A 22,410-nucleotide genomic window follows, 5' to 3' on the forward strand; every position below is an offset into this window, starting at 1 on the left:
GATCGGTACTTTCAGTCTGTTGACCTAAGCCGTTGTAGTCATACTTCGTGACGTTGAGTAGCGGGCTGGTGCTTCGCAGCAGATTACCCAGCGGATCATATTCATAAGCGGTGGTATTGCCCAGCGCGTCCGTCATGCTGGCCAAGCGCCCCAGACTGTCATAGGCCTGTTGCTGTGTTTGTACTAACCTATCGGTGCTGTCTTTGACTTCCACAACGGTGACATTGCCTGCCAAATCGTACTGATAGTTCAGGGTGTTGCCTGCGCTATCACGCACCTGAGTCAGATAGCGCGCGCCGTTGTAGCGATAGTGCAGTGTTTCTCCGCCGGGCAGTGTCAGTTGGATCAATTGCCCGACCGGATCATAGTCGTACTCGGTGATCTCGCCTGCTGTTGTGCTACGAACAAAGCGACCGCGCACATCATACGCCAGCGTAGTTTCCACACCATTGGGATCAGTCACACTGAGTGGGCGGCCATTCAGATCCCGGCGGTTGATCGTACTGATGTGCCCCAGCGCATTACTGATAGTTTTTACATCATGCCCAGCATCATAGGTAAAGGTAGTGATATCACTGACATCAGTGCGAGGTCCATTGATACTGAGCAGCTGACCTTGGGTATTGTATTGATAGGTGGTCACACGCTCCGCTGGCGCCGCCGGGTTGGCAGATAAGCTCACTTCTTTTACCTGCGTTAACCTTCCCCGGTCACCATATTGATATTCTGTGCGTTTGTACGCTGTAACAACCTCGGTAGGCAGTGCGTAATCGCTGTGCCATTCGGTAGTAATAGTCACAGCATCCGCAGTACCATAGGCCGAGATTTTTGACGTCACTAATCCCCGACTGTTGTAGCTATAGCGAGTCACATGACCATTAAAATCCGTTTGTTGTGTCAGGCGACCGGCACCGTCATACACAGACTCGGCCACATCACTGCTACCACAACCACCACAATCACCGCCTTCGGCTTTGATCTGACGTCCATTTTTGTAGTGCAACCGACTGACGCGACCACCCGCTTCTGTGACAGTAGTGATCTGGGTTTGACTGGCTGCATCCCAGTCGTAAGCCAAGGTAACTCTTTCAAAGTCATCTTCTCGCCGACTCGACGTACCCCGTCCAAACTCATCAAATGTCCAGCGTGCATGGGCATCGCCATTTTCATCCCATTTTTCTGTCAACAAATAGGGGGAAACGATCCTTTCCTGCCAGCCATCCGGGGTCTGCTGCGATTCTCTGCCGTAGCGATAGACCTGGCGCGGGTTATCGTTGTTGGTCGCCGGTGTATCATCGGGGTAGCGTACTTCAGTTAGGTTGCCTAGTGCATCATAATCGTATGTGATGCGTTGACCATCCGGCGTTGTGAGCTCACTGAGCCAGCCCTGGCTGTTATAACTAAATGCGATCTGCCTGCCTGCAGGGTCAGTAACCGAGGTCAGCCGATCACCGATATAAGTCAGCTCCTGACGCAGTCCCTCGGCATTGTTTTTTTCAACCAGTAAACCACTGAGGTTGTAACGCTCAACTTGCCCATCGGCCAACTGGTAAAGGTAGCCAACAGGCTCGCCGTCGCCATCGGTCAGAGTCTCCAAACGACTGTTACCCAAGTTGTCGTGAAGGTAGTGACCACTGCTGTCGTCTTTACGGAACCACTGTTTAGAAAAGTCAGGACGTTGCATCACGATATATGCAGCTCCACTACGGGAGGTTTGGTAGAGCCGCGACTCGTAGTTATGACGCCATAGCTTATGGCCCTTAACTGGATAGGCGAGTCCTTCTGGCTCGGGAGATACCCACTCGGATGCAAGCGTATTCCAGCCAACGTTGTTTGTAGGCCCCTGATACCCCAATGGCTGAGTGTGGATAACCCATTCTTTGGGAGGTAAAGAGATATGTGCCCCTCCATTCTCATCAAAAGACTGGTGATGTAGAGAGTTAATTTCAAAGTCTTGATGGCTTTTGTAAAGTCTTGAAAAATAAAGAGGATAACGACCGTCACCAACAAAATCTGGTGACTCAGCTTGGATCTTCTCTCCTGTAGCAGCATGTATCGGGTTACCCTTCAGGTCAGGACAGCTGGTTGGGCAGCTTTCCTGATTGGGCCGTGGAACACAGGTTCCAGTAGAAAGGTCAAGATCTGGCTTACATTTTGGACAAGGCTTGATGCATTGGCCTCCACTTCGCTGAAATGGAAACTCACATTTTTTACACCACCAATCACCATTTTCACCGCTAGTTGGTCCCCTAAAATAATCAGGGTATTCTGGCGGGGGACACATTAGTGTATCTATGTATATCAAGATATAACTCATTCCGCCCTTACAACTTATATGACAGAATGCATCAGTTGCCCTTTCCTCTACGCTCACAAGCGAACATGCATTGTTCCATTTACCTCCTGTTTGACCAGTAACGCGAGAGCATAACTCTTCTGCTGATTCCCACTCCCCAGGCTGCCACTCGTGCTTCCATGTTTTCAGCGCTTTGACTTGCTGAGGGCTAGCGCTTGTGGTGGCGGGTATAAGCCCGATGCTAAACAGAATAACAAGGGAGAACAGCAGTTTTTCCAAAAGAAAAAATTTTATATTTAACACAAAAACACCTCACTCCACCGCCATCACAAGCGGCTGACCGCCCAGCGGGATATATTCCTTCACTATCTGGCCTTCACTGTCCGCTTCCGCTATCAGTTGACCTGCGCCGTCATAAATAAACTCGATTTACCCAAACAGGTTAGCTTTGATTACCCGCTGTCTTAAGTCGCTGCTTGCTTATCATGGGAGAGCCATATCTCATCACGAAAAGGGAAGATATCGCCAAAACATCGATAACAGGAACACTGCCGGCCAGGCACTTAAAAATCTGCAAAATTAAGGGAGAAGAAAGAAGAGCATTCCCTATTTTATATCTACGCATAAGTTCCTTTGATGCGTTGTTGGAATTTTCAATTTACCATAAGACGCTGTTTTATATCACGTAATCAAAAATTAACGCAAGTAAGTTCTGTGATGAAAATTGACCAAAGTCAACGGCGTTTCAGTCGCTGTCAATATACCCACCGGTAAGCAGGGCTTCTATCATTTTGACTACACCCTAACAGTAACACCAGCTTTCCCCCGAAACCTGTAACAGTTAGAGTCGATTGTTTGGAACTGTTACACCGTTACAGTGAGTTCTATAACTCAAACTGTAACAGTGGGTTCATATGAGAATTGGATACATCAGATCATCTATCCTGATAGACGTATCACGAATCAATTTGCTGTCCCATTTTGCTCTATACAGCACGTCGATAACGCGGGTTTTGGCGTGTTGAATTGGCATAGAGACGAGGACGTGTTAAAGCCACAAACAGGAGCGATTTTGACGGCATTAACTCTGTAATTGCATAGAGAAAACACCCTCTGATTGCTCTGCAATCAGAGACTCATTTCTCTAAATCAACATAAGTAACTCGCAGTCTTGTTTCTCCGTTGAACAACTCTGTGATTGCAGCTCTAATTGCACCTGTATCTACAACAACTTTTAAGGACAACAAACTGAAACAAATGCATCCGCAGCCAAGGCCTATTTACCGTGCCACGTAAGAAAAAATTTCAATCGCTTTTTATGGTATCAAAGCCAAAGGCATCAGCGATTTTGATGGGACTGTTGGCGAAAAGCAGAAGTTTTCTGGCCACAAAACTGAACGACAGGTCGCTACTTATAATCGAAAAGTCGAGGTAGTACCAACAATTGGCAGCAACGACAAAAATATTCGGAAAAAGTATTCGGAAAAGAATACCTGAGCTTGAGTTAAAGAGTAATCAGGAGCAAAAGCCAGCATAGAAATACGGCAATTTTTTGCGGATAAAATATTGATATATATGAATTAAGTTGGAAACTAAGGAATTGGTGCCCGGGGCCGGACTTGAACCGGCACGCTCTTTCAAGCGAGGGATTTTAAATCCCTTGTGTCTACCAATTTCACCACCCGGGCGACACTGAGTTCCACGATTAAACTTGTTGTTCAATCTCATCGTTGGCGCCGTTTAATCACGGAAAACAACCAGCGAAGGGATAAATAATGGAGGCGGGTCCCGGAGTCGAACCGAGGTCCACGGATTTGCAATCCGCTGCATAGCCACTCTGCCAACCCGCCAGGGTCTTGCTTGTGAATACCAATCACTCTAGAGAGAAATTGGAGCGGCACACGAGGTTCGAACTCGTGACCTCGACCTTGGCAAGGTCGCGCTCTACCAGCTGAGCTAGTGCCGCATCACTCTGTTTTCGGGTGTTAGCCCTCAAACGTGGGCTGCATTCTACCTAACAATGAAAGTGAGTCAACAGCTGTTTGGTTTGATTGCCTATTTCTCGATCAGCTTTTGGTTCAACTGCTCATTTTTTAACTGAATCGATAGCGACTATCTGCTTCCATGCCACCTTGAGGTAAATCACCATAGACCAAAGAGTCAACGCAGTAGCGATATAAAGCAACAGATAGGCAAGGTAGATAATAAAATCGTTAAAATGAGATATCAGGCCAATCAGCGCCAACATCTGTGCCGTTGTCTTCCACTTGCCGATATTGGCAACGGCCACTTCCGAACGCTTACCCGCTTCCGCCATCCATTCCCTTAATGCTGAGATCAGGATCTCACGGGAGATAATGATGATAGCAGGGATAGTGATCCAAAGTGTGTTGTAGAAATCCACCAGAATAATCAAAGCAGCGCAAACGGTCACCTTATCGGCGACGGGGTCTAGAAAAGCGCCAAAAGCAGTCTCCTGCCCAAGGCGACGAGCAAGATAGCCGTCAAAATAGTCTGTCACTGCCGCTAGCCAGAAAAACACAGCAGCGGTGAACATCGCGTGCTCCCAAGGGAGGTAGTAACACACCAGAAAGACGGGGATAAGCGCGATACGGAAAACGGTTAGAATATTAGGAACAGTCAACATGTAAGAAGAAATACCTCATTAACGACCTGTTAGTTATATCCGAAAATGTTACAAATCACCACGCAATCTTACTAATGAAACTGGTCATAGATGGTTTGCGCCATCTTTAAGCTGATCCCTGGCACTTTAGCTAATTCATCAACCGATGCATTTTTGACCTGTTGCATACCGCCAAGATAACTAATCAGTGCTTGGCGACGGGAACTGCCTACCCCTGGAATATCTTCCAATGTTGAGCGTTTAGCATTTTTACGCCGGCGCTCTCTATGGCCTGTAATGGCAAAACGGTGCGCTTCATCCCTAACCTGCTGAATCAGTAAAAGCGCAGGGGAATCGACCGGCAAATTAAACGTCTCGTGGCTTTCCCCGATGATCAGTGTCTCTAAACCTGGTTTACGAGACTCACCTTTCGCGACACCAATCAATAAAGGTTTTAGTGGCGCTTCACTCCAGTCGAGCTCAGCGAACACCTGCTCAGCAATACCTAGCTGACCTAAACCGCCGTCGATAAACAGCAGATCGGGGATCTTACTTTCAGCGCCCAACTGCTTAAAGCGCCGCTCTAGTGCTTGCTTCATTGCCGCATAATCGTCACCAGGGGTAATACCAGCGATGTTGTAACGGCGATATTCGCTCTTATTCGGCCCTTCCTGATTAAACACGACACAGGATGCAACAGTCTGCTGACCCGAGGTGTGACTGATGTCGAAGCACTCCATCCGCTTTGGCAAGCTGTCTAGTGCCAGCGTTTCTGTCAATTGATGTAGACGTTGCTGAATTGATTTCTTATGGGCCAAACGGCTCTGCAGTGCAGTATCGGCATTCACTTGCGCCAGCTTTTGGAACCGTGCACGATCACCTCGTGGACTCTCCACCAACTTAACTTTTCGCTCAGTCAGCAAATACAGGTCATTCGCTAATTCATCTTTCTCTGCCAGCTTAAACGGCAACACGATAGTCGCAGGTACCTGTCCGCCCCGCCCTTCAGCACCATAAAACTGCGTTAACAGCGCCACTAGGAGCTCTTCAGCCTCCGTCGCTGACGGCACTGTCGGGAACACGCTCTTGTTTCCGAGCAATTTGCCATCACGAATGAACTGCAGGTGGAGGCAACATTGGTTGCCGTTAATCGCCAGACCAATAACATCCATCGCATCTTTGCCAGCTTCGACACTATGCTGCACCTGGACCTGCCGCAAGGTGGTGATCCGATCCCGCAGCTGGGCAGCCAGTTCAAAGTCTAACGCCATCGCAGCTTGGTCCATCTCCGAGACCATCTGCGAAATCACTTTTTCACTTTGTCCCTTAAGAAACAGCCGTGTTTTAGCCACTTGGTCTGCATACACTTGCTCTGACACAAAACCATTCACACAAGGTGCGGTGCAGCGTCCCAACTGATGCTGTAAGCAAGGTCGCGACCGATTACGATAGGTGGAATCATCGCACTGACGAACCTGAAACAGCTTTTGCAGGAGATTCAATGACTCCCGCACGGCGCTACCACTTGGAAACGGACCAAAGTATTCACCCGCGGCCTTCTTCGCGCCACGGTGGTAAGCCAAACGAGGATGTTTATGACCGGAGATCAACAGGTAGGGATAACTCTTGTCATCACGAAGCAATACGTTATAACGCGGGCGAAACTTCTTAATAAGATTGTTTTCGAGGATCAGCGCTTCGGCTTCGGTGTGGGTAACCGTCACCGTCACATTGGCAATATTCGCAACCAATGCGCGGGTTTTTGTAGAATCTACATTAGTGCGGAAATAGCTTGAAAGGCGCTTCTTTAACGATTTCGCTTTGCCGACATAGATAACCTCATCTTTGTCGTTGAGCATCTGATATACGCCCGGTTGGTCTGTCACCGAGCGCAGAAACGCCTTCGCGTCAAAATCCATAATCAGAGTTTTTCGGCGTCCAACATTCCGTGGCGAATAGCCAGATGGGTAAGCTCAACATCACCATCGATCTCTAACTTCTTAAACAATCGATAACGATAGCTGTTCACTGTTTTGGGGCTGAGATTAAGCTGCTCTGATATATACCCGACTTTCTCACCACGGGTGATCATCAGCATGATCTGCAACTCTCGCTCAGACAGTTCCTGAAAAGGGTTTTCATTGGAATGACTAAACTGACTTAAGGCGATCTGCTGAGCGATCTCCGGAGAGATATAACGCTGGCCGCTATTAACCAAGCGTATCGCATTCACCACTTCCTCAGGGGCTGCGCCTTTTGACAGATAGCCAGAAGCGCCTGCCTGCATCACCTTACTAGGAAACGGATTTTCGGTATGAACAGTCAATACAATGATCTTGCTGTCTGGAGAATGTCGAAGGATCTTTTTCGTCGCTTCCAGTCCACCAATACCCGGCATGTTCATATCCATCAGGATCACATCGGGATGATTTTCACGAGACCACTTCACTGCGGCCTCACCACTGTCAGCTTCACCAATGACTTGCATACCGCGCACATCTTCTAAAAGGCGACGAATACCTGTACGTACAAGTTCATGGTCATCAACGAGATAAACTCGGATCACGGATGGCACTCCAAAAAAAGAAAACGAGAAAACTGCGCCTCTAATCCGTTGGCAACACGGATATCCATTAACAAATCCGTGGCAACATCATAGCGAAATGCGGTGATAGAAATAAAGCCATTCGACGCTGAAACTTGCGCTATCACCAACGTCTGCCAAAAGATCACAGAGGTTTATAGCAGTGTTGTGAAGCTGATCAACTATCGCATCATATTGGTTCAAGCAAAAATTTGCTGATTGCAGAAAGCAAAAAGGCCGTCTAAATAGACGGCCTTTTCGTTGTTTGGCGGAGGAGGTGGGATTTGAACCCACGGTAGGGTATAAGCCTACGCCGGTTTTCAAGACCGGTCCATTCAACCACTCTGGCACCCCTCCGGAACGCGGCGAATAATACGGCGGATAATTACGCTTGTAAAGCCCCTATTTTAACTAACAATATCGTTTGCTCAATATCTAGCCAAGCGTGGCTATAAGTGCATCAATTTTTCCGACAATCACTTAAATACTTCCAATTTTTCCTAGCCAGCCGATAATAGCAGCATGGCTAGTTTCTCTATCATCATCAATGCAAGCCCTGTGAGCCACCAAGCTCACCATAGTGCTTTCCAGTTCGCGACGGCGGCTAGGAAGCAAGGTCACGACATTAAACAGTTATTCTTCTTTCAGGATGGCGTTAACACGGGCTCTGCCCTGCTCTCTCCTGCTGGCGATGAAACTAACTGGGCTCAGCGCTGGGCAAGTTTTGCAGAACAACAGAAAGTGACAGGTAGCGGCGCACAGACGCAGTTAGTGCTCTGCGTCGCCTCTGCGCTGCGCCGGGGAATATTAAATAAAGATGAAGCGGCTCAGATAGACTCAGCTCAGTTTAATCTGCATCCAGCCTTTCGGCTTGGCGGATTAGGTGAGTTGGTGACTCACTCTTTAGATGTTGATCGCGTCATCCACTTTAAATGAGTACTGTCCTGCGATGAAAAAGATAGCGATTCTCCTGCGCCAATCCCCGTTTACAGGCAACCAGCTACAAGAAACCATTGATATAGGTTTAGCTTACGCTGCTTTTGACCAATCCGTATCGTTAATCTTTACTGAGCAAGCGGTATTAGCCTGTTGTGAATCCACTGAGCCTGTGCGAGCTGGGTTTACCGACTTTCTTAAACAATTTGGTGCTTTTGAGCTGTATGAAATAGCGGAAACAGTGGTGTGCGCTGATGCGTTAGCGCTGCAAGGGCTAGCAGAGCATCAACTTAGAACTGGGGTGGAAAGTCGTTCAGCGGCTGAGATAGCAGCCCTACTCCCGACATTCGACATCGTGATAAGTATCTAAATGAAGCCACTGATTATTCTATCCGAGCCCTTACCGGCAGCGACAGCAACAAGTTTGCCAAGTGACAGCACCCTGCTGCTAAGAGCGGAAGCTTGCCTGATGCTTCATCAGCCCGATCAATATGCTTGGTTAATGCAACATTCGGGCGAATGTTTGGTGTTAGCCGATGATGCGACGGCACGCGGCGTCAGATCAGGCTCACAAGATTTCCATTTGATCACCATGGATGAAATGGTTGATCTGACCTTAACCCATCAACCCGTGATCAGTTGGTAGACAAACCCATGTACGATTTTGATGGCAAACAGATTGCCACAGATAAACTCGGTTACCTTGAAAATGTTGATGATTGGAGCGAATCATTAGCCGCTCTGATCGCCAGCAATGAAAATATTGAATTGACGCCAAGCCATTGGCAAGTCGTGCATTTTGTGCGGGATTTCTATCTCGAATTCAACACCAGCCCGGCGATCCGTGTGCTGGTAAAAGCAATGGCTAAGAAATATGGCGAGGAGAAAGGAAACAGCCGCTATCTGTATAAGCTCTTCCCTAAAGGACCCGCAAAACAAGCCACCAAAATCGCTGGCTTACCAAAACCGGTAAAGTGTATCTAACACCAGCAGTAGGCAATAAAAAAGGAGCTAACTAGCTCCTTTTTTATCAGATTTCTAACTCATTCCTCAGCAAATGATGCTTACTCACCACGCTTAAGAATGTGGGTTTTACCACCCATATAGTCACGCAACACTTCTGGTATCTCAATTGAGCCATCTGCTTGCTGATAGTTCTCAAGCAGCGCCACCAACGTACGACCAACCGCTAACCCCGAACCATTGAGCGTGTGCAACAACTCCGGCTTCTTCGCACCTTTAGCACGGTAACGGGCTTGCATACGACGCGCCTGGAAATCGAACATATTACTGCAAGAAGAGATCTCACGATAAGTGCCCTGAGTTGGGATCCATACTTCAAGATCATAAGTCTTACAGGCACCAAAGCCCATATCGCCAGTACACAACAGCATTGTCCGGTAGGGTAAGTTCAACAGCTGCAATACTTTCTCGGCATGCAGCGTCAGTTCGTCAAGCGCGGCAAAAGAATCTTCCGGTTTCACCAAGTGTACGAGTTCAACTTTATCGAACTGATGCTGACGAATTAAACCGCGCACATCGCGGCCATAGGAGCCCGCTTCAGAACGAAAGCACGGTGTATGCGCAACCATGCGTACAGGCAGATCCGCTTCGTCTGTAATGGTATCACGAGCCAAATTTGTCAGTGGTACCTCAGCCGTCGGGATCAACGACATGCCAACACCCTCTTCCGTCGCCGGTTGCGTGTTGAATAGATCTTCACCAAATTTAGGTAGTTGGCCAGTGCCGCGCAGAGAATCGGCATTAACCAAGTAGGGAACATACATCTCTTGATAGCCATGCTGCTGCGTGTGCAGATCCAACATAAATTGCGCCAACGCTCGATGCAGGCGTGCCATCTCGCCACGCATCACCACAAAACGAGAGCCAGACAGCTTCACTGCGGCTTCAAAATCCATACTCTTGCCGAAGTCACCTAGATCCACATGATCTTTAGGTTCAAAATCGAATTGACGCGGCTCACCCCAGCGGCGTATTTCCTGGTTTTCCTCTTCATCCTTGCCTTCCGGCACTGACGTATCAGGCAGGTTAGGAATGCCTTGGCTCTGAACTTTAATCTCTTCGAGCAACTCGCTAAGCTCGGCTTTGGCTTTATCCAGCTCTTCACCTAACGAGCCAACTTCCGCTAGCAATGGGGCGATATCTTCGCCGCGCGCCTTAGCCTGACCAATGGATTTGGAACGAGTATTACGCTCGTTCTGTAGCTGCTCTGTTTTCACCTGCAACGACTTGCGCTGCTCTTCCAGTGCCTTAAAGCGTTCTACATCCAGCACATAACCACGGGTGGCTAATCGCGCTGCCGTCTCATCGATCTCGTTACGAAGAAATTTAGCGTCCAGCATGTTGCTTTTAAACTCGTTAGTTGAAATTCATTTCAAGCAGATCGTACCCAATGTACAACCTGCCAAATTAGTTGGCAGCCAAGTGTACCAGAGGCACAGGCGAAACCAAGCTTGCTAGCCAGACAGTTAACGCTTTTTATTGCTGGTGGCATCCAACTCGGCCAGATAAGCCAGTTTCTGTTGGATCTTCTTTTCCAGACCACGATCTGTCGGTTGATAGTAATGGCGCCCGTTTAATTCCGGCGGCAGATAGGATTCCCCCGCCGCATAGGCACCAGGTTCATCATGGGCATAGCGATATTCAGCACCGTGCCCCATCGATTTAGCCAGCTTGGTCGGTGCGTTGCGCAGATGCACAGGCACTTCGTATTGTGGCAACTCAGCCGCGTCTCGCAGCGCTTGCTTAAACGCGGTATAAACTGCATTGCTCTTAGGAGCAACGGCAAGGTAAACAATCGCCTGGGCTATAGCGCGCTCACCTTCGGCAGGGCCAACCCTTTGAAAGCAGTCCCACGCGTTCAGTGCAACTTCCATCGCCTTAGGATCAGCGTTGCCGACATCCTCAGAAGCGATAGCGAGCAAGCGTCTGGCAATATACAAAGGATCACAGCCCGCATTGAGCATACGTGCGTACCAATACAGGGCACCATCAGCCGAGGAACCTCGTATCGACTTATGTAACGCTGATATCTGGTCGTAGTAGTGATCACCCTGCTTATCAAACTGCGCGACCTGACTGCCTGAAACATCTGCAACCAATTGCTTAGTGATCAGACGATCATCGCCATCAACCAGGTCACTGGCCATCTCCAGCAGATTGAGCAAGCGCCTCGCGTCACCCGATGCTAAGGCTATCAACAGCTCTTCCGCTTCCTCAGCCAAGGTCAACTGCTGGCTCGCAAGGCCACGCTCGGCATCACTCATCGCTTGGTTGAGCAGAAGGCGTAACGATGCTTCATCCAGCGGTTTAATGACATAGACCCGCGCTCGGCTAAGCAATGCCGCATTTAGCTCAAATGATGGATTTTCTGTGGTGGCGCCAATAAAAGTAACAGTGCCAGCTTCAATGTGTGGCAAAAAGGCATCCTGTTGCGATTTGTTGAAACGATGTACCTCGTCAACAAACAGCAAGGTTCGACGGCCAAGATCCGTCGCATTTGATTGGGCACGCTCAATCGCTGCCCGAATATCTTTAACACCAGCTGTCACCGCAGAGATCCGCTCGATTTCGGCATTACAGTGGCTGGCAAATAGCTCCGCTAAGGTCGTCTTGCCCGTCCCCGGTGGTCCCCAAAGGATCATCGAATGAACCTGCCCCAGCTCTAAGGCGCGGCGTAGCGGCTTTCCTTCACCCAGCAAATGAGGTTGGCCAACATATTCATCAATACAAGCAGGCCGCATGCGTGCGGCCAAGGGCTGATGTTGTGAGGTGTCAGCGAAACTAAAAGAGAGATTATCCGGCATCAGGCTGGGTGCGTTGATCGTCGATATCGACGTCAGCAGGAATAGTAAAAAGAAACTCTTGCTCTGTCAGCTTGGCTGGGGCGGTGAAAGAGGTCAGTGTGAATTGGCTACGTTGGCCTTGGCTATCAATAATCAACAACTCAGTCAGTTTGTCACCTTGAAACTGCAACTCAAATCGTTCGATGTTGCCACCGGTGACTTGTGGCGTCACCTCATAGCGTTCACCTACCACGCGCACGCGGTACTGGGCCCACACTTCAGGATCGCTTTCCGCTAGCAGTAATATTGGGCTGTCCTGCATCACTTCGGACGCAGAATAGAGGCTAACCTGTTCCAATAGCGGATTGAATACCCAGACAGTGTTGCCGTCAGACTGCACTAAATGCTCATCCGGCAACACAGTTTGCCAAATGAAATGGTCCGGACTTAAGACTTTAATAACCCCCTGACCTTCCTGCACTAACTCACCATCGTAACTGTGTACCTGCTGAGTAAATTCAGCAATAAACGAACGGTGAGCCGTGAGGCGATCTCGCAACGTCTGCGGCGCCCCATAGGCTTGTGACGCCGTGCCCACGAGCAAGGTCAATAAAACGAAAAGAGCTGACTTAGAAGTCAGCTGTTTTAGCAAAACTTTTATCATTAATATCCGTCTCTTGGTGGCGGTGGTGCCAACACTTCACGATTACCATTATGGCCCTGTGAAGATACGACACCGTCCATTTCCATCTGTTCAATCAAACGCGCAGCGCGATTGTAACCAATCTTGAATTTGCGTTGCACACTGGAAATCGAGCCACGCCGTGATTCAGTTACAAACGCCACTGCTTCGTCATACAACACATCCAGCTCTTCTTCACCTTCTGGACGCTCTCCCGGCAAAACGGTTTCAGCGGTGATCTCACCACTGAGGATCTCAGGAATATAGTTAGGTTTGCCGCGACGTTTCCAATCTTCAACCACCGCATGTACTTCGTGGTCATCGACAAAAGCCCCATGAACACGCGTCGGCACACCTGTGCCTGGCGGCAGATATAACATATCGCCCTGCCCTAACAACTGCTCGGCTCCGGGCTGATCCAAGATGGTACGAGAGTCAATTTTACTCGATACCTGGAACGCCATACGGGTCGGGATATTAGCCTTGATTAAGCCTGTAATCACATCCACAGAGGGGCGTTGAGTCGCCAAAACTAAATGAATGCCAGCCGCTCGCGCCTTCTGCGCTAAGCGGGCTATTAGCTCTTCTACTTTTTTGCCAACAATCATCATCATGTCAGCAAATTCATCCACCACAACCACAATACTTGGTAAGGTTTCCAGTTCCGGCGCAGTGGTATCCATGCTATCAGCCGCGGTCCATAGTGGATCTTTTATCGGTGTACCTGCTTCAATCGCCTCAGAGATTTTGGTGTTGAACCCTTTCAGATTTCGCACGCCCATCGCACTCATCAGCTTATAACGGCGCTCCATTTCACCAACACACCAGCGCAACGCATTGGCGGCATCTTTCATGTCGGTGACCACTTCAGTAAGCAGATGAGGGATCCCCTCGTACACTGACAGTTCCAACATTTTCGGGTCGATCATGATGAAACGAACATCTTCAGGCTTCGATTTATAAAGCAAACTGACGATCATCACATTCACACCCACAGACTTACCAGAGCCTGTGGTACCTGCGACCAAGAGGTGCGGCATTTTTGCCAAATCGACAGCAACCGGCTTACCGCCGATGTCTTTACCCAACACCATGGTCAGGTTCGACTTATTGTTTTCGAAAGCTGGGCATTCAATCACTTCCGATAGACGCACTATTTCACGATGCGCATTCGGCAGCTCTAAACCGATAACAGACTTTCCAGGGATAACTTCTACAACCCGCACACTAATGGCACTCAATGCGCGCGCTAAATCTTTCGACAAATTAGAGATACGGGAAACTTTTACCCCTGGGGCAAGATCTAGTTCAAAACGGGTCACCACAGGCCCGGGGAATACGCCAACCACGGTTGCTTGAATACCGAAGTCCAACAGTTTCGCCTCAACCAAGCGACTGACTTGATCCATCTCTTCTTGAGTGACTGGATTAGTCTGCTTATCTGCACGATCCAATAATCCGATAGTCGGCATATCTGTGACTTCAGCTGATGCCGCGACAGCGGGGATCGCTGCAGGTTGATTACCATTCACCACCTGTTTAGGCGGTTGATATGCGTCAGCGACAGCTGGCGATGCAGCAGGTGCAGGTGCTGAAGAGTGAGATGAATAACTAGGTGCCGGCGGCTCAACGGCTAGCGGATCAAACTCATCCTCATAGTCGTATTCCTCTTCGGAGATATCTTCCGGCTCAAAAGGCGCTAACTCCTCCAAACGCAATGACGGCTCCACCGCTGATTGGTTCGGTGCTTCTTCTACCCGTAATGGTGATTCGTCAATATTGTCTTCATCACTCTCAAACTGCTCCTCGCGTTGCGACTGACGACGCTGACGATACCCTTGAATTGGACGGTAAATACCTTGAATAGCAATCCAAACAAGCGTAGCGCCAATAAAATCAGCAATCGTTACCCAGGACAGACCGGTTGCCAGAGTAAATCCGGCTAACACCAAGCCCATCAGTACGACAGTGGTACCGAGTAAGTTAAACGCTGGCAACATGCTGGCAGCGATCACATCGCCCAGCATGCCTCCGGCAGAAAAGAAGTAAAAGTCATCAAAATTAATACTGGCAAGGGCTGATATCCCTAGTAACAGCAGCAAGCCGCCTAACAGGCGTAACGAGAGTGCTGTGTAATCAATTTCAAACACATGGTAGTAACGGCGGAAACTGTACCAACCTAAAAATGCGACGAGAAAAGGCACCAAGTACGCTTGGTAACCCAGAATAAAGAAAAGTAGATCTGCGACTAACGCCCCAGCAGCGCCGGTCATATTTTTAACGTCAGCACCGAATGCGGTCTGAGACCAGCCCGGATCGGTAGGCGCATAGCTGTACAACGCCAGTAGTAAAAACACTGCGCTGACACTGCTGACGATTAATGCCGCTTCCAATAGGCGCTGTACGCCATTAAGGGTCGCTGGCTTAGTTATCCTGTTCACACACACTCCCTGCACTCAGATCCCTATAAGATCTCATTGAATGCTCAGGTAATCAATACAGCGGGGCGTTGTTTCACCTCTTCCATCACAACATAGGTGCGGCTATCGCTCACCCCGGGCAGTTTTAATAGGGTATCACTCATCAGTCGGCGATATTCCGACATGTCAGTTACCCTGGCTTTTAACAAGTAATCGAAGTCACCTGAGACCAGATGACACTCCTGCAGCACATCTAATGACATGACGGCACGATTAAATTTCTCAAACAGATCTGGCGCCTCGCGGTTAAGCGTAATCTCGACAAATACCAATAGCGTAGAGCCGAGCTTGAACGGATCCAGATCTGCTTGGTATCCACGAATATAGCCATCTCGCTCTAAACGTTTGACCCGCTCATGGCAAGGGGTAGCACTTAATCCAACACGACGCGCCAACTCCACATTGGAGACGCGGGCATCCTGCTGCAGCTCACGCAGGATATTTCGGTCAGTACGATCAAGTGTTTTAATCTGCTTTGATTGCATAAAACTAGTGAATTCCACTACTCATTGATTATTTTATAGCTGTTTTACACAAAATTAACAACTTATTTAAAGGAAAAACCCAACCGATAGCCCCTATAATTTGAAGTGTATCAACCCCAACTTGGATGAAGGTTTACAAGATGATTGTCGGCATACCAAAAGAGATTAAAAACAACGAGTTTCGAGTAGCCATGACGCCTGCAGGCGTGGCTGAATTAGTGAAAAATGGGCATCGCGTTGTAGTGGAAACCACAGCAGGCACAGGGAGCGGTTTTGCTGATGCCGACTATCAACATGCTGGCGCAGAGATCCTAGAGAACGCCGAAGCAGTGTTTTCCACTGCCAAGATGATCGTCAAAGTAAAAGAGCCGCAAGCAGTCGAACGCGCACGATTGACCAAAGAGCACACGCTTTTCACTTATCTGCATTTGGCGCCGGACCCGGAACAAACAGCAGATCTGGTTAACTCCCAAGCCACCTGTATCGCTTATGAAACCGTAACCGATGCGTTAGGTCGTCTGCCGCTACTGGCGCCAATGTCAGAGGTCGCAGGGCGTATGTCCATCCAAGCTGGAGCCTATGCATTAGAGAAATCTCGCGCTGGCCGCGGCATGTTGCTTGGCGGAGTGCCTGGCGTTAGCCCAGCAAAAGTGGTCATCATTGGTGGCGGCGTGGTTGGCCGAAACGCTGCCCAGATGGCTGTCGGCATGCGCGCTGATGTCACCATACTGGATCGCAGTATTGATGTGCTGCGCGCCATTGATGCCGAATTTGATGGTCGTGTTAAGACCATCTTTTCCACCTCGCTGGCGCTGGAGGAACAAGTACTGGCGGCGGATCTGGTGATCGGCAGCGTGCTGATCCCCGGTGCGGCAGCACCTAAACTGGTCAGTGCAGAAATGGTGAAAAAGATGAAGTCTGGCGCGGCCGTCGTTGACGTTGCCATCGACCAAGGAGGCTGCTTTGCGACTGCGAAGGCCACCACTCACGCAGAACCCACTTACATTGTTGATGATGTCGTGCACTACTGTGTGGCCAATATGCCGGGCGCTGTTGCGCGCACCAGCACCTATGCATTAAGTAACGCTACCCTGCCCTATATTATCAAACTGGCAAACCTGGGGGCGGAAGCCGCCTTGAAGCAAGATAACTACTTGTTAGAAGGGCTTAATGTCCGCCATGGAAAAGTGACCTGTGAATCTGTCGCCACAGAGCTGGGTTACGATTTTGTTCCAGCCCTTGAAACCCTGTGATCACGTCCACATATAAAGTCTCACGATAGGCTTTACCCTAGCAAAGGGGCCCGATATTATCGGCCCCTTTCGTTTTTATAGATTCGATTTTTGAGTAACTCGACTCGGAGAGCAGCATGAGTGACGTGAAACACGCCCGCCTCCTGATACTAGGCTCAGGCCCTGCAGGATATACAGCTGCCGTTTATGCAGCACGCGCTAACCTCAACCCGGTTCTGATCACCGGTATGCAGCAAGGTGGTCAATTAACCACCACGACTGAGGTTGAAAACTGGCCCGGTGATCCAAAGGATCTCACTGGCCCGGCACTGATGGAGCGTATGCGGGAGCATGCTGAAGCCTTCAATACCGAAATCATTTTCGATCATATTCACACCGCTGAACTGACCCAGCGCCCTTTCAAACTAACCGGGGATGCGGGTAGCTACACCTGTGACGCACTGATCATCTGTACCGGTGCATCCGCGATGTATCTGGGTCTACCATCAGAAGAGGCGTTCCAAGGACGTGGTGTTTCTGCCTGTGCGACCTGTGATGGATTCTTTTATCGCAATCAAAAAGTTGCCGTTGTAGGTGGTGGTAACACGGCGGTTGAAGAGGCCCTATACCTGTCAAATATCGCTGCAGAAGTGCACCTGATCCACCGTCGTGATCAGTTCCGTTCAGAGAAAATTCTGACTGACCGACTGATGCAAAAAGTTGCTGATGGCAATATCGTGCTGCACTTGGATCGGACGTTGGACGAAGTCCTAGGCGACGATATGGGCGTCACCGGTGTACGCATTAAAGACACCAAATCAGACGCTACCGAAGAACTGACTCTGCAAGGGGTATTTATCGCTATTGGTCATAAGCCAAACACCGACCTATTTGTTGGTCAGCTAGATATGAAAGATGGCTACCTGAAAGTAGAAAGCGGTACAGAAGGAAATGCAACACAAACCAGCATCGAAGGGATCTTTGCCGCTGGTGATGTGATGGATCATATTTACCGCCAGGCGATTACCTCTGCTGGAACGGGTTGTATGGCAGCCTTGGACGCAGAGCGTTTTCTCGACGCACAATAGATCACAACCAACGATTCCCCTTTAGTAAAGCCCGGCTCGCCCGGGCTTTTCTTTTTCGCCAGCTCAATTATGCTGATATTAGGCTCACAACAACCAACGTTATGACCCAATTTATTACCGAATTAGATCCAACTAACTACGCTTTTCCACCAACAGAACAGGCGTTACAGGATCCTAACGGACTGCTGGCTATTGGTGGTGATCTTTCTGCTGAACGCTTAAGACGCGCCTATCAATCAGGTATTTTTCCCTGGTTTTCGGAAGACGAGCCTTTACTGTGGTGGTCACCGGATCCCCGTTGCGTATTTGAAATAGAAACGTTCCGCACTCCTCGCAGCCTGCGTAAAAGCCTCCGCCGTAGTGGATTCACCATCTCGGTAAACCAAGCATTTGATCAGGTTATACAAGGCTGTGCAGCGCCAAGGGTAACGGAAAGCGGCACTTGGATCGTGCCAGAGATGGCGCTGGCGTATAATCAGCTACATCGACAGGGGGTCGCCCATTCAATCGAAATCTGGCACGAAAATGCTTTGGTGGGCGGTCTCTATGGTGTCTGCAGTGGCCGCCAGTTCTCCGGTGAGTCGATGTTTTTCCGTATGACCGATGCCAGTAAAGTCGCTTTAGTCGCACTTATTAGTATCATGCACGGTACCGGCGCGAAGTGGATAGACTGCCAAATTACCAACCCTCACCTGACCTCTTTAGGTGCTATAGAGGTCAGCAGAGCTGACTATATCGAACAGCTCAACATGGAGATCTGTTACAACACCGACAACACGCTATGGCAACCCCGCAATATCACCCATCAGGTATTCGATTATGTCGGACTCAGTTAGTATTCGTTTAGGCATCACCCAAGTGGTTCCCTGCCAGTATTTAGAGGGAGAGTTTGAGCGACTAGTCATTATGGATCCTGAAGAGGAACATGATGATTTCAGATATCGCCATCTACTTTCACACGGCTTTCGGCGCTGTGGCGACAGTCTATATGCCCCGCACTGTCCAGAATGTAATGCATGCCAGCCGATACGATTACCGGTCACGAGTTTTGTCGCAAGTCGAAGTCAGCGACGCACGGAAAAGCTTGGCAAGCAACACCTGACTACGGTTGTCAGCAGAGAAATTGACCGACAAGAAGTGTTCCCTCTCTACTGCCGTTATGTCGAAACCCGGCATGCAGAAGGCAGCATGAATCCTGTCAGTTACGAACAATATGAGAATTTTCTTTTTAGCCGCTGGCACTCCCCTCTTTTCGTGCAGTTTTATGATCAAGAAGAATTAGTGGCTGTGGCGGTTACTGACACCCTTGAAGACAGTCTTTCTGCTGTTTACACTTTTTATGACCCAGACTATTCCAAGCTATCTCTGGGAACCTATGCCATACTGCGGCAACTGGAATTAGCCAAGTCACAACAAAAGCCTTTTCTCTATCTGGGTTTCCAGATTGATGACTGTCCCGCAATGAGCTACAAAATACGCTATAAACCGTATCAAATATTGCAAAATGGGCAGTGGCATCAACATGAATGAGGGTTGTGCTTTACACAAAGCCTAAATTTGGGCAAAATTCCGCGGTCTAAAATTTGGGCGGTAACAGGAATATCAACTAGAGATGGCGAAAGAAGACAATATTGAAATGCAGGGCACTGTGCTGGATACACTTCCAAACACCATGTTCCGTGTAGAATTGGAAAACGGGCATGTAGTGACTGCACACATCAGCGGTAAAATGCGCAAAAACTACATCCGTATTTTAACGGGTGACAAAGTAACTGTGCAGCTGACCCCATACGACTTATCAAAAGGCCGTATCGTCTTCCGCGCCCGTTAAGCGCCTAGCTACAAAATTAAAAAAGCCCGGATCATGTCCGGGCTTTTACTATTCTGTTGCCTGTATTATGCCAAGCAGGTTTCGTCTTGACAGTGATAGTCGATGTTTAACTCATCATCTTCAACAGTAACTTTCACGCTACCACCATCAGCAAGCTCGCCAAATAACAGCTGCGAAGCCAGCGGCTTTTTCAACTGTTCCTGGATCAAACGTGCCATCGGACGTGCGCCCATCGCCTTGTCATAGCCTTTTTTAGCCAACCATAACCGCGCTTCTTCGCTCACCTCCAACGACACCCGTTTGTCATCCAGCTGTGCTTGCAGTTCGACAATAAACTTATCGACCACCTGCTGGATCACCAGCTCATCTAAATGATTAAACCAAACCACACTGTCCAAACGGTTCCTAAATTCAGGTGTGAAAATGCGTTTAATCTCTGACAGCGCATCAAAGCTACGATCCTGCTCTTTAAAGCCCATCGACTTGCGTTCAGTTTCACGAACGCCGGCGTTGGTAGTCATCACCAATATCACGTTGCGAAAATCCGCCTTGCGACCGTTATTGTCGGTGAGCGTGCCATTGTCCATCACCTGCAATAGCAAGTTGTAAACGTCTTGATGGGCTTTTTCGATCTCATCCAGCAAAACCACACAATGGGGGTGCTTCAGAACGGCATCAGTCAGCAAGCCACCTTGGTCATAACCAACATAGCCAGGAGGCGCACCAATCAAACGGCTGACGGCATGACGCTCCATGTACTCAGACATATCAAAGCGCACAAGCTCGACACCCATGGCTTTACTGAGCTGCTGCGTGACTTCCGTCTTACCCACCCCTGTTGGCCCGGCAAATAAGAAGCTACCCACAGGTTTCTGCTCATTACCTAATCCAGCACGGGCAAGTTTGATCGACTCAGACAGCACATCGATCGCTTCATCCTGACCAAACACCACCATCTTCAGGTTCTTATCCAAATTCTTCAGCAGATCTTTGTCTGAACGGTTAATGGTTTTTTGGGGGATACGGGCAATACGTGCCACCACATCTTCGATGTCATGCACACTGATGGTTTTCTTCCGCTTGCCTTGCGGAGCTAAACGTAAACGCGCACCGGCCTCATCAATGACATCAATGGCTTTGTCCGGCAAATGGCGCTCATTAATATACTTGGCAGATAGCTCTGCCGCCGCCTTCAACGAGCTGACCGTATACCGAACGCCATGGTGTTCTTCATAACGAGACTTAAGTCCCTTGAGGATCTTGGTGGTTTCGGCAACGCTAGGTTCCAGCACATCAATTTTTTGGAAACGACGTACTAAAGCGCGGTCTTTTTCAAATACCCCACGAAACTCTTGATAGGTTGTAGAGCCAATACAACGAAGGCTACCACCAGACAGCAGGGGTTTTATCAGGTTAGAGGCGTCCATCATGCCGCCTGAGGCAGCTCCTGCACCGATGATGGTATGTATCTCATCGATGAACAGGATCGCACCAGGGTCCTTACGCAGCTCTTTCAGCACATTCTTAAAACGCTTCTCAAAGTCACCACGGTATTTGGTGCCAGCTAACAAGGCACCCATATCCAGCGAATAGATAGTACTTTTTTCGATAACTTCCGGTACGCTGCCTTCGACGATGCGGAATGCAAGCCCTTCAGCAATGGCAGTCTTACCTACGCCCGCCTCGCCCACCAGCAATGGATTATTCTTGCGGCGACGGCACAGCACTTGGATCGTCCGCTCTAACTCTTGGTCGCGCCCGATCAATGGATCTATGCTGCCATCTTCAGCCAGCTTATTCAGGTTAGTGCAGAAGCTTTCCAAGCGATTATCTTCGCTGGCGTTCTCGCCCTCACCTTCTCTCTCTTGATCTAATTGCGGTTGCTCAGGGCCGCTGTGCTGGTCGACCTTGCTAATACCGTGAGAGATGAAATTAACCACATCAAGGCGACTGACATCTTCTTTTTTCAACAGGTAAACCGCCTGGGATTCCTGTTCTGAGAAAATAGCGACCAATACATTGGCACCGCTGACCTCGCTGGCACCAGAGCTCTGAACATGAAATACCGCACGCTGCAGTACACGCTGAAAACCCAAGGTAGGCTGAGTTTCCCGTTCGTTGTCATGTTCAGGGATCAGTGGCGTTGTCTCAGCAATAAAGCGGGTCAGCTCAGTGCGGAGCTTATCTAAACCTACGCCACAAGCAGACAGGGCCTCGGAGGCTGCTGGGTTATCGAGCAACGCCAACAGCAAATGTTCAACGGTCATAAATTCATGGCGATTTTCACGCGCTTCGCGGAAGGCACCGTTCAGGGATATCTCGAGGTCTTTATTCAACATCGGCGTACCTCACAATTGTTCACCA

The 22,410-nt window shown here is 49.2% G+C and carries 20 protein-coding genes and 4 tRNA genes; 9 read left to right on the top strand and 15 right to left on the bottom strand.

The window, feature by feature from the left end; genetic code table 11:
• From EXY25_RS03820 to EXY25_RS03860, 9 genes are all read right to left on the bottom strand, one after another.
• Positions 1 to 2,284: DUF6531 domain-containing protein (locus EXY25_RS03820; RefSeq protein ID WP_165419250.1), on the bottom strand; the 2,284-nt coding region annotated here is incomplete at its 3' end.
• A 1,613-nt stretch (positions 2,285 to 3,897) separates the two neighbouring features.
• Positions 3,898 to 3,984 (bottom strand) — tRNA-Leu (locus tag EXY25_RS03830).
• A gap of 88 nt (positions 3,985 to 4,072) precedes the next feature.
• Positions 4,073 to 4,146 (bottom strand) — tRNA-Cys (locus EXY25_RS03835).
• A gap of 40 nt (positions 4,147 to 4,186) precedes the next feature.
• Positions 4,187 to 4,262 (bottom strand) — tRNA-Gly (locus EXY25_RS03840).
• Between the two features lie 120 nt (positions 4,263 to 4,382).
• Positions 4,383 to 4,943, bottom strand: coding sequence for a CDP-diacylglycerol--glycerol-3-phosphate 3-phosphatidyltransferase (gene pgsA, locus EXY25_RS03845; protein WP_114336348.1), 561 nt, complete (start codon positions 4,941 to 4,943; stop codon positions 4,383 to 4,385).
• Positions 4,944 to 5,014: 71 nt separating this feature from the next.
• Positions 5,015 to 6,841: an excinuclease ABC subunit UvrC gene (gene uvrC / locus EXY25_RS03850; protein WP_130565774.1), complete on the bottom strand. Its 1,827-nt coding sequence runs from the start codon at positions 6,839 to 6,841 to the stop codon at positions 5,015 to 5,017.
• Between the two features lie 2 nt (positions 6,842 to 6,843).
• Complete coding sequence (uvrY, locus tag EXY25_RS03855) at positions 6,844 to 7,488, bottom strand: UvrY/SirA/GacA family response regulator transcription factor (RefSeq protein ID WP_114336346.1); 645 nt, start codon at positions 7,486 to 7,488, stop codon at positions 6,844 to 6,846.
• Positions 7,485 to 7,634, bottom strand: a complete 150-nt coding sequence (locus tag EXY25_RS18725; protein ID WP_165419251.1) for a hypothetical protein — start codon at positions 7,632 to 7,634, stop codon at positions 7,485 to 7,487. Before EXY25_RS18725 ends, uvrY begins: the two co-directional genes overlap by 4 nt.
• Positions 7,635 to 7,772: 138 nt before the next feature.
• Positions 7,773 to 7,863 (bottom strand) — tRNA-Ser (locus EXY25_RS03860).
• Positions 7,864 to 8,028: 165 nt separating this feature from the next.
• Between EXY25_RS03860 and tusD the strand changes: the two genes are divergently transcribed.
• The 4 genes from tusD to tusE are packed head-to-tail and all read left to right on the top strand — an operon-like array spanning position 8,029 to position 9,426.
• Entirely contained in the window at positions 8,029 to 8,442 is a 414-nt protein-coding gene (tusD, locus tag EXY25_RS03865) for a sulfurtransferase complex subunit TusD (RefSeq protein ID WP_130565775.1), read from the top strand.
• A gap of 13 nt (positions 8,443 to 8,455) precedes the next feature.
• Positions 8,456 to 8,812 (top strand): DsrE family protein, encoded by a 357-nt coding sequence (locus EXY25_RS03870; RefSeq protein ID WP_165419252.1) that lies wholly within the window; start codon positions 8,456 to 8,458, stop codon positions 8,810 to 8,812.
• The gene (locus EXY25_RS03875; protein WP_130565777.1) at positions 8,813 to 9,088 is read left to right on the top strand and encodes a DsrH/TusB family sulfur metabolism protein; all 276 of its coding nucleotides are present in this window, start codon (positions 8,813 to 8,815) and stop codon (positions 9,086 to 9,088) included. It abuts the gene before it with no gap.
• 8 nt (positions 9,089 to 9,096) lie between these two features.
• Positions 9,097 to 9,426, top strand: a complete 330-nt coding sequence (gene tusE, locus EXY25_RS03880; RefSeq protein WP_130565778.1) for a sulfurtransferase TusE — start codon at positions 9,097 to 9,099, stop codon at positions 9,424 to 9,426.
• 80 nt (positions 9,427 to 9,506) lie between these two features.
• On the opposite strand, the gene serS is transcribed toward tusE, so the two are convergent.
• The 5 genes from serS to lrp form a co-directional block, all read right to left on the bottom strand.
• Positions 9,507 to 10,805: a serine--tRNA ligase gene (serS, locus tag EXY25_RS03885; protein WP_130565779.1), complete on the bottom strand. Its 1,299-nt coding sequence runs from the start codon at positions 10,803 to 10,805 to the stop codon at positions 9,507 to 9,509.
• Positions 10,806 to 10,931: 126 nt separating this feature from the next.
• Positions 10,932 to 12,269: a replication-associated recombination protein A gene (locus EXY25_RS03890; protein ID WP_130565780.1), complete on the bottom strand. Its 1,338-nt coding sequence runs from the start codon at positions 12,267 to 12,269 to the stop codon at positions 10,932 to 10,934.
• Positions 12,259 to 12,912 carry an outer membrane lipoprotein periplasmic chaperone LolA gene (gene lolA / locus EXY25_RS03895; RefSeq protein ID WP_130565781.1) on the bottom strand — a complete coding sequence of 218 codons (654 nt, stop codon included), beginning with the start codon at positions 12,910 to 12,912 and terminating at the stop codon, positions 12,259 to 12,261. The genes EXY25_RS03890 and lolA overlap by 11 nt, the downstream gene beginning before the upstream one ends.
• Positions 12,912 to 15,371 carry a DNA translocase FtsK gene (locus EXY25_RS03900; RefSeq protein WP_246019489.1) on the bottom strand — a complete coding sequence of 820 codons (2,460 nt, stop codon included), beginning with the start codon at positions 15,369 to 15,371 and terminating at the stop codon, positions 12,912 to 12,914. The genes lolA and EXY25_RS03900 overlap by 1 nt, the downstream gene beginning before the upstream one ends.
• 44 nt (positions 15,372 to 15,415) lie before the next feature.
• The gene (gene lrp / locus EXY25_RS03905; protein WP_114336338.1) at positions 15,416 to 15,895 is read right to left on the bottom strand and encodes a leucine-responsive transcriptional regulator Lrp; all 480 of its coding nucleotides are present in this window, start codon (positions 15,893 to 15,895) and stop codon (positions 15,416 to 15,418) included.
• Between the two features lie 140 nt (positions 15,896 to 16,035).
• Between lrp and ald the strand changes: the two genes are divergently transcribed.
• From ald to infA, 5 genes are all read left to right on the top strand, one after another.
• The gene (gene ald / locus EXY25_RS03910; RefSeq protein ID WP_130565782.1) at positions 16,036 to 17,148 is read left to right on the top strand and encodes an alanine dehydrogenase; all 1,113 of its coding nucleotides are present in this window, start codon (positions 16,036 to 16,038) and stop codon (positions 17,146 to 17,148) included.
• Between the two features lie 116 nt (positions 17,149 to 17,264).
• Positions 17,265 to 18,215 carry a thioredoxin-disulfide reductase gene (gene trxB, locus EXY25_RS03915; protein ID WP_130565783.1) on the top strand — a complete coding sequence of 317 codons (951 nt, stop codon included), beginning with the start codon at positions 17,265 to 17,267 and terminating at the stop codon, positions 18,213 to 18,215.
• 101 nt (positions 18,216 to 18,316) lie between these two features.
• Positions 18,317 to 19,051 (top strand): leucyl/phenylalanyl-tRNA--protein transferase, encoded by a 735-nt coding sequence (aat, locus tag EXY25_RS03920; protein WP_130565784.1) that lies wholly within the window; start codon positions 18,317 to 18,319, stop codon positions 19,049 to 19,051.
• Positions 19,035 to 19,745, top strand: a complete 711-nt coding sequence (locus tag EXY25_RS03925) for an arginyltransferase (protein ID WP_114336334.1) — start codon at positions 19,035 to 19,037, stop codon at positions 19,743 to 19,745. Before aat ends, EXY25_RS03925 begins: the two co-directional genes overlap by 17 nt.
• Before the next feature lie 82 nt (positions 19,746 to 19,827).
• Positions 19,828 to 20,046 (top strand): translation initiation factor IF-1, encoded by a 219-nt coding sequence (infA, locus tag EXY25_RS03930; RefSeq protein WP_016401030.1) that lies wholly within the window; start codon positions 19,828 to 19,830, stop codon positions 20,044 to 20,046.
• 65 nt (positions 20,047 to 20,111) lie between these two features.
• Here the strand turns inward: infA and clpA are convergent, their stop codons facing one another.
• Complete coding sequence (clpA, locus tag EXY25_RS03935; protein ID WP_130565785.1) at positions 20,112 to 22,385, bottom strand: ATP-dependent Clp protease ATP-binding subunit ClpA; 2,274 nt, start codon at positions 22,383 to 22,385, stop codon at positions 20,112 to 20,114.
• Positions 22,386 to 22,410 lie beyond the last annotated feature (25 nt).

Origin of the sequence: Corallincola spongiicola (assembly GCF_004284785.1) — a bacterium.
Classification (GTDB): Bacteria; Pseudomonadota; Gammaproteobacteria; order Enterobacterales; family Neiellaceae; genus Corallincola; species Corallincola holothuriorum.